Consider the following 8,294-nt stretch of genomic DNA (forward strand, 5'->3'; position numbering starts at 1 on the left):
TCATTCGCAGTTTCAAATCAACCAGATACGCCGCTTTTTTTCAAGTACTCAATACACCACTTTCAGTTATAACTCAGAGCACAAATGCTCACAAAAACTGATCTGGCTAAATTTGAATATTCCTTTGGTGAGCAACCTCATTCTGTAAGCTTAGGTGCCCAGAAAAACTTTTCAAAATTTGCAAGTAAGCTCAACCAGAAGTGGGAGAAAAATGAAAAACAATTTAATGAGCTTTATTTTCAAAACCTCATCGCAAAGGCCATATTGTTCCGCTTTCTTGACAAAACCATTATGAAACAAAGCTGGCATGGTGGATATAAAGCTAATATTGTTACTTATTCATTGGCAAAACTGGCAAATATGATTTCAGAAGCTGGTGAAAACTTGGATCTGGCTCAAATATGGAAAAGCCAGAAACTTTCTCCTGCGCTTAAAACCCAACTTTTGACTATCGCTGAGTTGGTAAATAACCATATCCAAGATACACCGGAAGGGATAACCAACGTAACAGAATAGTGTAAAAAAGAATGGTGCTGGGATAAACTCAAGAAAAAACAAATACGACTAGATAAGAAGGTTGCGGTCGATTTATTGGATCGCGATGAAATAACCTCTCAGGAAAAGGATGCTGAGAAGGATCAAAAGAGAGATAACGGTATTTTTGCCCAAACATATGTTACTGAGAAAGGGGCAGAATATTGGAAACAGGCCTCACGGTATGGATTGGGAAAATCGCTACTCAGCCCTGTCGAAATGAGTATCATTGGAATTGCTTGTGAGATTCCCCAAAAGATACCTACCGAAAAACAATCGGAAATTGTGATAAGAATAGAAAAAAATTAATCGATGAAGGCTTCTTCCCTAAAAGTTAGCCCACCCCCTTCACCCCTCTCGCTTTGACTCCAGGACTTCCCAACGGTCCATCGTATCCTGTAAGCCCGTTTCGATTTCCGCGAATTCTATAGACCAGGCCTCCAGGCCTCCTTTTTCTGTGGCATGGGCCGCCGGATTTTGCAGGAAGGTCTCCAGTTCTTTTTTCCGGGCTTCGAGGTTCTCGATCTTGGTTTCTATGCCTTCCAGTTCACGCTTTTCTTTATAGCTCAGGCCTTTTCGTTTTTTCGTGTTTGGTGACTTTTCCTCTCCGGTCGATGGAGGTCTGTCCTGTGCGGCTATCTGATGCGATTGTTTTGCCCGGTCTTTTTTTTCGGCTTTTAAGCGCTCCTGATAGACGGCGTAGTTCCCTTCTGTATAGCGGACCTGGCCCTCCCCTTCAAAACTCAGGATGCCGGTGGAAACCTTGTCCAGAAAAAAACGGTCGTGGGTCACCATGAGGATGCAGCCGTCGTAGTTGACGAGAACATCGTCCAGGAGTTGAAGCGTCGGGATGTCCAGGTCGTTGGTCGGTTCGTCGAGGATCAACATGTTCGTTTTTTCCAGCATGATCTTCGCGAGGATGAGCCGGGCCTTTTCCCCGCCCGACAGGGTCCGGACCAGCCGTTTATGATCATGCGCCTCAAAGAAAAATTCGGCCAGATAACCCACCTTGTGCCTTCGCTCCCCTCTCACCGTCACCCAATAGCCTTCTCCGAGGGAGGCCTCAACCCGGCTATCGGGATCAAGCGAGGCCCGGTTCTGGTCAAAATAGGAAATCTTTGTATTCTTTCCCAGGACAATCTTTCCAGAAGAAAGATGCATCTCTCCCAGAATCATTCTAAGAAGCGTTGTCTTTCCGCAGCCGTTCGCCCCGACAATACCGATCCGATCTCCCTTTTTTAGGCTGATCGAGAGATCCTTGATCAACAGCTTGTTTTCCAGGGTTTTATTCAGGTAAACCAGCTCCAGGATGGTATTTCCCAGGCGGTGGCCGGTTTCAAGATGGAGGCCGATCTGCCGATCTTCTTTCGTCTCCCTCTGGTCCTGCATTTGATAAAAGCGGCCGATTCGGGCCTTCGACTTGGTCCCTCTCGCCTTCGGCCCGCGCTTCATCCACTCGGATTCGCGGCGCAGCAAGGTCACCAGGCGGTTCTGGACGCGTGTTTCATGGAGCAGCCGTTCGGCCCTGGCTTGCAGATAATCGCTATAGCCGCCGCGTGTGCAGCAAATCGTCCCGGCGTTGACCTCGAAGATTCGCCGGACAACCCGGTCGAGAAAATAGCGGTCATGGGTGGTCAGCATGACGGCCCCGGGGTAGGCAGTCAGAAATTTCTCCAGCCACTCGGTTGTTTTTATATCGAGATGGTTGGTCGGTTCATCCAGCATCAGAAGATCAGGCAACTGAAGGAGGAGTTTGGCCAGGGCAACGCGCTTTCTCATCCCGCCACTGAGCACCGAAATCTTCTCATCACGGTTCAGGATATTCAATCGAAGGAGAACTTCGTCAATCCGGTGATCGGTTTCCCATCCCTGATGATGTTCAAGCCAGGTATTCAAGGCCTCCTGTTCTTTCAGGAGGGCGGAAACCTCTGCGGGTGAGGCGGATTTCATCTTGTTTGTCACCGCATGGTAGGCATCCAGTTTGACGCGAATCTCTCCAAGGGACGCATCAAGCTCTTCACGAACCGTCCGGGTCTCATTCAGGATGGGATTCTGTGAGAGATAGCCAATGGCAATCCCTTTCTTAAATGAGAGCTTTCCGCTGTCCGGCGGTTCAAGCCCAGCCACAATCTGAAAGAGCGTGCTCTTCCCTGAGCCGTTCTGGCCAATGATGCCGACCTTTTCTGTCTCTCCAACCGTCAAGGTGATCCCCTGGAAAATCTTTTTGGGACCAAATGATTTATGAAGATCGGAAATATCCAGAATATTCATGTAATGCCCTTAAAAACTGAAAGGACACAGCATTCTGTGTCCTTTCAGGGAGATTAGTCTTCTGGGGATTCAATTCCCCGAGGCTTGCTACAAATGGCGTCATTCCGGCGCATGCCGGAATGCAGTGGTTCGTATGTGGACACCGGCCTTCGCCGGTGTGACGTAATGATTTTGATACCCCGCCCGCTTGCGGCAGGGTAATTTACTCAATTCTTTATCGTCAAACCGGCTCAGGAACGTTTCTTTTTTGACCTCTTTTCCATTTTCTCTCTTACGGCGGCCTGGGCTGCCGCCAGGCGGGCGATCGGAACCCGATAAGGGGAACAACTGACATAGTTCAGACCAAGCCGGTGGCAGAATTCGACGGAGCTGGGCTCTCCGCCATGCTCACCGCAAATGCCGATCTTCAAGCGGGGACGGGTTGCTCGTCCTTTTTCCACACCGATCCGCATCAAGAGACCGACCCCCTCCTGATCAATCGCGACAAATGGGTCCTGGGGCAGTATCCCTTTGTCGATATAGTCCGGAAGAAAGCGTCCCGAATCGTCGCGCGAAAGTCCAAAGGCGGTCTGGGTGAGGTCATTCGTTCCGAAGGAGAAGAATTCGGCCTCCTCCGCAATCTGGTCGGCAACGAGGACCGCACGGGGGAGCTCAATCATGGTACCGATGGTGTAAGGGACCTTCTTGTTGTATTCCTTCATCACCGACTTAGCCGTCTGAACGCAGAGCGCCCTTATCCTGGAGAATTCATTGGCGTGGCTCACAAGGGGAATCATCACTTCTGGGATCACCTTTTTCCCTTTCTTGCTTAACTCGCAAACGGCCTCAAAGATGGCCTGGACCTGCATCTCATAGATTTCAGGATAGGTGATCCCCAAGCGACAACCCCGATGCCCAAGCATCGGGTTAACCTCATGAAGATTCTTATTTTTCTCCCTGAGGACAGAGACAGACACACCCATTGTACGAGACAGCTCGGCAAGGTCTCCCTCCGTTTGCGGGAGGAATTCATGAAGCGGCGGATCAAGAAGCCGGATGGTGACCGGAAGTCCCTTCATCTCGGCAAAAATGCCGATAAAATCCGCCTTCTGCATCGGGAGAATCTTTTCAAGCGCCCGTCTTCTCTCCGCTTCGGTATTTGCCAGAATCATCTCCCGAACCGCAGTGATCCGGCCTTCCTCAAAGAACATATGCTCGGTCCGGCAAAGCCCGATCCCTTCCGCCCCAAAACCACGCGCTACCTTGGCGTCGCGGGGGGTATCGGCGTTTGCCCTGACCTTTAACTTTCGGCTCTGATCAGCCCATCCCATCAGTTTTTTGAAAGAAGCCCTCATGGCTGGCTGAATCAGGTCAACTCGTCCCAGGATGACCTCTCCGGTAGAACCGTTGAGGCTGATCTCGCTTCCCGCCTTGATCGTCAGATCCCCAACGCGAAAGAGCCGGGCTTCTTCATCAATTGAGATGGCGCCACAACCGACAACACAGCATTTTCCCATACCGCGGGCCACAACGGCGGCATGAGAGGTCATTCCCCCGCGCGCGGTGACGATCCCCTGGGCGGCATTCATCCCGCCGATATCTTCGGGAGAGGTTTCCGCCCGAACCAGGATGACCTTCTCATGACGTTCTGCCATCTGCTCCGCCTCTTCTGCGGTGAAAACCACCTTTCCGATTGCCGCACCGGGTGAAGCCGGCAAGCCCGTTGCAATCACATTGAAGGTCGCGTTCGGGTCAATCATCGGATGAAGGAGTTGATCCAACTGCTGCGCATCAATCTGAAGCAGGGCAGTTTCCCTGCTAATGATCCGCTCCTTCACCAAATCCACCGCAATCCGGATGGCCGCCGCCGCAGTCCGCTTGCCGACGCGGGTCTGAAGCATATACAGCTTCCCCTCCTGTATCGTGAACTCGATATCGAGCATGTCCTTATAATGACGTTCCAGCTTCTTGTAGACCGCTAACAAATCTTTGTAGGTAGACGGCAGCCGCCTTCGAAGTGCCTCAATGGGCAAGGGGGTTCGAATTCCCGCAACAACATCCTCACCCTGGGCGTTGAAGAGAAATTCTCCGAAGAAACGTTTTTTCCCGGTACTTGGATCTCGCGTAAAGGCAACGCCGGTTCCGGAATCTTCTCCCAGATTTCCGTAAACCATCGCCACGATATTAACCGCCGTCCCCCAGGTTTCCGGGATATTATTTAACTTGCGATATGTGATTGCCCTCTTCCCGAACCAGGAGTTAAAGACGGCATCAATACCGAGACGGAGTTGCTTAGATGGATCTTCCGGAAAAACCTCTCCGGTCTCGTTCAGGATAATTTTTTTGAAGATGCTGACCAGGTCTCTGAGGGCCTCTCCAGACAGTTCGGTATCGGAGCTGAGTCCAAGGCCGATCTTCTTCTCTTCAAATGCCCGATCAAACTTGAGCCGGTCGACACCCATGACAACGCTTCCGAACATAGAGACAAAGCGCCGGTAGGTGTCGTAGCTAAAACGTTCATTTCCCGATTTTTTGACCAGACCAAGGACCGTCTCGTCATTCAACCCCAAATTTAAGACGGTGTCCATCATCCCCGGCATAGAGGCCTTCGCCCCTGACCGAACCGAAATAAGAAGCGGGTTTTTCGGGTCCCCGAATTTCAGCTTCATCGATCGCTCAACCCGCTTTAGGGCCGACAGCACATCTTCCCACAATCCCGTTGGATAGCGTCTTTTTCGGTTAAAAAATTCAATGCAGGCCTCGGTCGTAATCGTGAAACCGGGCGGAACCGGTATCCCCAGGCGAGTCATCTCTGCCAAACCGGCCCCTTTCCCCCCCAGGAGATCCTTCATATCTCCCCGTCCGTCTGTCCTACCATCGCTGAAATAGTAAAGGTATTTCTTTTTTGCTTTCACCTTCTCCTCCTGAACATCACTCTATCCTTCTCTGTCTTTTTTCTTTGGGTCTTTAGAAATAGACTCTCCCTCGACAATCTTCGAAAAATCTCCAAATTCATCAAAGGGTTGGCTCACAGAAAATAAGAGACTCAAACGATTTTGGCGAATCTCCGCGTCTTCATCCATCACCAGGACATCTTCAAAAAACCGGTTCAAGGGTTCGTAAAGTGTCGCAAGTTCCTTCAAGACCTTGTCGTAGTCTTGTGTGGTCCAATGGTGCCCAAGGTCCTCAGAGACCGCGCAAAGGACCTCATATAGATTCTTTTCAGCGGGATCGGCCAGGAGTGCTCTCTGGACCTCTCCCTCAAATCCTTCCGGCAGGATTCTCTTCGCCCGTTTAAAGACCGTAATCAGCGATCCAAAATGGGGATGTTTTGAGAAAGCAACCAGGGATTCGGTCTTTAAAATCATCTCCGAGGGACGATCCATTTCCCGTGACAGCACAGCCTCCCTCAGGTCATAACGAACCCCTTTAGACTGGAGATAGGAATCGAGACGACGTGTAAAAAAAGAAAGGACCTTACGATCAAGATCCGGGACGGAGAACTTTCCCTGCTCTTCATACTGCTGAATTGCGCTGGAGATCGCGTTACACAGGGAGAACTGGCGAAAGTTTGGATCTGTGATGATGATTTGAATCATGCCCAGGCCCTGCCGGCGCAGCGCGTATTGATCCTGAGAACCGCTGGGAATCAGGCCGACACCAAAACAGCCGACGATGGTATCCAACTTATCGGCAATCGCAAGAATTTTTCCTGCAGTCGTTTCCGGAAGAGGCGCCCCTGAGAATTTCGGCATGTAATGTTCTTCAATCGCTTTGGCGGAATAAGGGTCTTCTCCGTCCCGCTCGGCATAAATACGTCCCATCACCCCTTGGAGAGACGGGAACTCCCGCACCACACCAGACAGGAGATCGCCCTTGCAAAGCCGTGCGGCGCCTTCCACCTCGGGAACCGAGGATTTTAATCCGGGAAGGCCCTCTGCCAGAGATTTTGCGAGAACGACCAGACGCACCACCTTCTCATAAAGAGTCCCCAATTTCTCCTGAAAAGTCACCTCTTTCAGGGCCTCGACGCGATCGGCCAGTTTGACCTTTTTGTCCAGATCAAAATAAAATTCTGCATCAAGTAGTCGCGCCCGGAGGACTCGCTCATTCCCTTTACAAATCTTATCCATCGTCTTCGCCTGAATATTAGCGATGGTGATAAAGTTGGGAAGGAGCGTCCCCTTTGCCGAGAAAACCGGAAAATATCCCTGATGTTCTTTCATTGCGGTGATAATGACTTCCTGGGGGATGTCAAGAAAAGACGGGTCAAAAGCCCCGCAAAGGGCCTTCGGATATTCGACCGTATGCACCGCCTCCAAAATAAGTGCTTCGTTGTCCGCCCCCATCCGATCCTGTCCCTCCAATGTTCCGGACTTTTCCTTCGCGAGATCCCGCATTTGCGATTCAATCACCCGATACCGCTCGTCCGGATCGATTAGGACATAGCGCTGCCGCGTCTCTTTCTCATAGGATGTAAAATCTCCCACATGAAAAGAGGCCGGAGACATGATGTGATGGCCGTAAGAGATATCCCCCGACTGAACACCGGCATAGGAAAACGGGATGACTCTTTGGTCATACACAGCAACAATCCAACGGATCGGCCTGATAAAGGCGATCCCTTCACTGTTCCAACGCATCGACCTTGGAAAGCTCAGACCCGAAATGACCTCCGGGATAAGCGTTCGTAATATTCGTTCCGTCGCCTTCCCCTCAATCATTTTTTCAATGACGACATATTCCCCTCTTCTATTTCCCGCAAAGCTTCCAAGAGTATCGGTATGCCGCACCGCAAGATCAGAAAGCTGCATCCCCTGTGATCTTGAAAAGCCGATGGCGGCAGCGGTCGGCTTTCCTTCAGAATCAAATGCCGCCTGCTTCGGCGGACCCAGGATCAACTCCATTTTGTTCTTCTGCTGCCGGTATAAATGGGGAATGGTCAGGATCAGACGCCGCGGCGTCCCATAGACGCGGACGCTCTCAGGATCAAACTGGATTGCACTGGCCGTCAAATGCTCAGCGGCCAGCTCAGACAATCGTTTTAATGTCGGGACCATGACGTTAGAGGGGATTTCCTCCACACCGACTTCAATAAGAAGCTCCTGTTGAGACACCTGAGATGCTTTGCCCCCCTTCTTCACTCTAGAGAACACGTTTCTTCGCCTTTAAGGGTCTGCCCATAAGTAACATGTACGATTGGGAGTCCCATCTTTGAGTCCGAGGCAAGGCGTGACGAGGGAGCATAGCCCGGCTATGTGAGTGAGGAACAACGCAGCCTCGGGCCAAAAATGGGACTCCCCGAAGGGCCGGGGCGCTTTGTTGGCTGCGCCCGCGTCGCTCATCCCTTACATACTTTAGTATGCGCATTCTTCGCTCCTTGTCTCGCTCAAAAATCGCCTCTGGCCAATCGTACATGTTACTTATGGGCAGACCGGTAATCCCCCCATTAATAATGGTTCACAGAAGTAGAGCCTGTGTTGCCAGCGTCAATTTTTGATAGGGTGTAA

The 8,294-nt window shown here is 51.1% G+C and carries 5 protein-coding genes; 2 read left to right on the top strand and 3 right to left on the bottom strand.

Annotated elements, in window-relative coordinates; genetic code table 11:
- Window positions 1-84 precede the first annotated feature (84 nt).
- Complete coding sequence (locus EYQ01_01045; GenBank protein HIE64402.1) at window positions 85-516, top strand: hypothetical protein; 432 nt, start codon at window positions 85-87, stop codon at window positions 514-516.
- A 75-nt stretch (window positions 517-591) separates the two neighbouring features.
- The gene (locus EYQ01_01050; protein ID HIE64403.1) at window positions 592-843 is read left to right on the top strand and encodes a hypothetical protein; all 252 of its coding nucleotides are present in this window, start codon (window positions 592-594) and stop codon (window positions 841-843) included.
- Window positions 844-882: 39 nt separating this feature from the next.
- Here the strand turns inward: EYQ01_01050 and EYQ01_01055 are convergent, their stop codons facing one another.
- From EYQ01_01055 to EYQ01_01065, 3 genes are all read right to left on the bottom strand, one after another.
- On the bottom strand, window positions 883-2,805 hold the full coding sequence (locus tag EYQ01_01055) for an ABC transporter ATP-binding protein (protein HIE64404.1): 1,923 nt from the start codon (window positions 2,803-2,805) through the stop codon (window positions 883-885).
- 230 nt (window positions 2,806-3,035) lie between these two features.
- The gene (locus EYQ01_01060) at window positions 3,036-5,699 is read right to left on the bottom strand and encodes a pyruvate, phosphate dikinase (protein HIE64405.1); all 2,664 of its coding nucleotides are present in this window, start codon (window positions 5,697-5,699) and stop codon (window positions 3,036-3,038) included.
- Between the two features lie 21 nt (window positions 5,700-5,720).
- Complete coding sequence (locus EYQ01_01065) at window positions 5,721-7,940, bottom strand: glycine--tRNA ligase subunit beta (protein ID HIE64406.1); 2,220 nt, start codon at window positions 7,938-7,940, stop codon at window positions 5,721-5,723.
- Between the last annotated feature and the right edge of the window lie 354 nt (window positions 7,941-8,294).

Source organism: Candidatus Manganitrophaceae bacterium, assembly GCA_012960925.1.
GTDB lineage: Bacteria > Nitrospirota > Nitrospiria > SBBL01 > JAADHI01 > DUAG01.

Coding starts and splice junctions, on each gene's coding strand:
- EYQ01_01045 (HIE64402.1), top strand. CDS start 85: ATGCTCACAAAAACTGATCTGGCTAAATTTGAATATTCCTTTGGTGAG.
- EYQ01_01055 (HIE64404.1), bottom strand. CDS start 2,805: ATGAATATTCTGGATATTTCCGATCTTCATAAATCATTTGGTCCCAAA.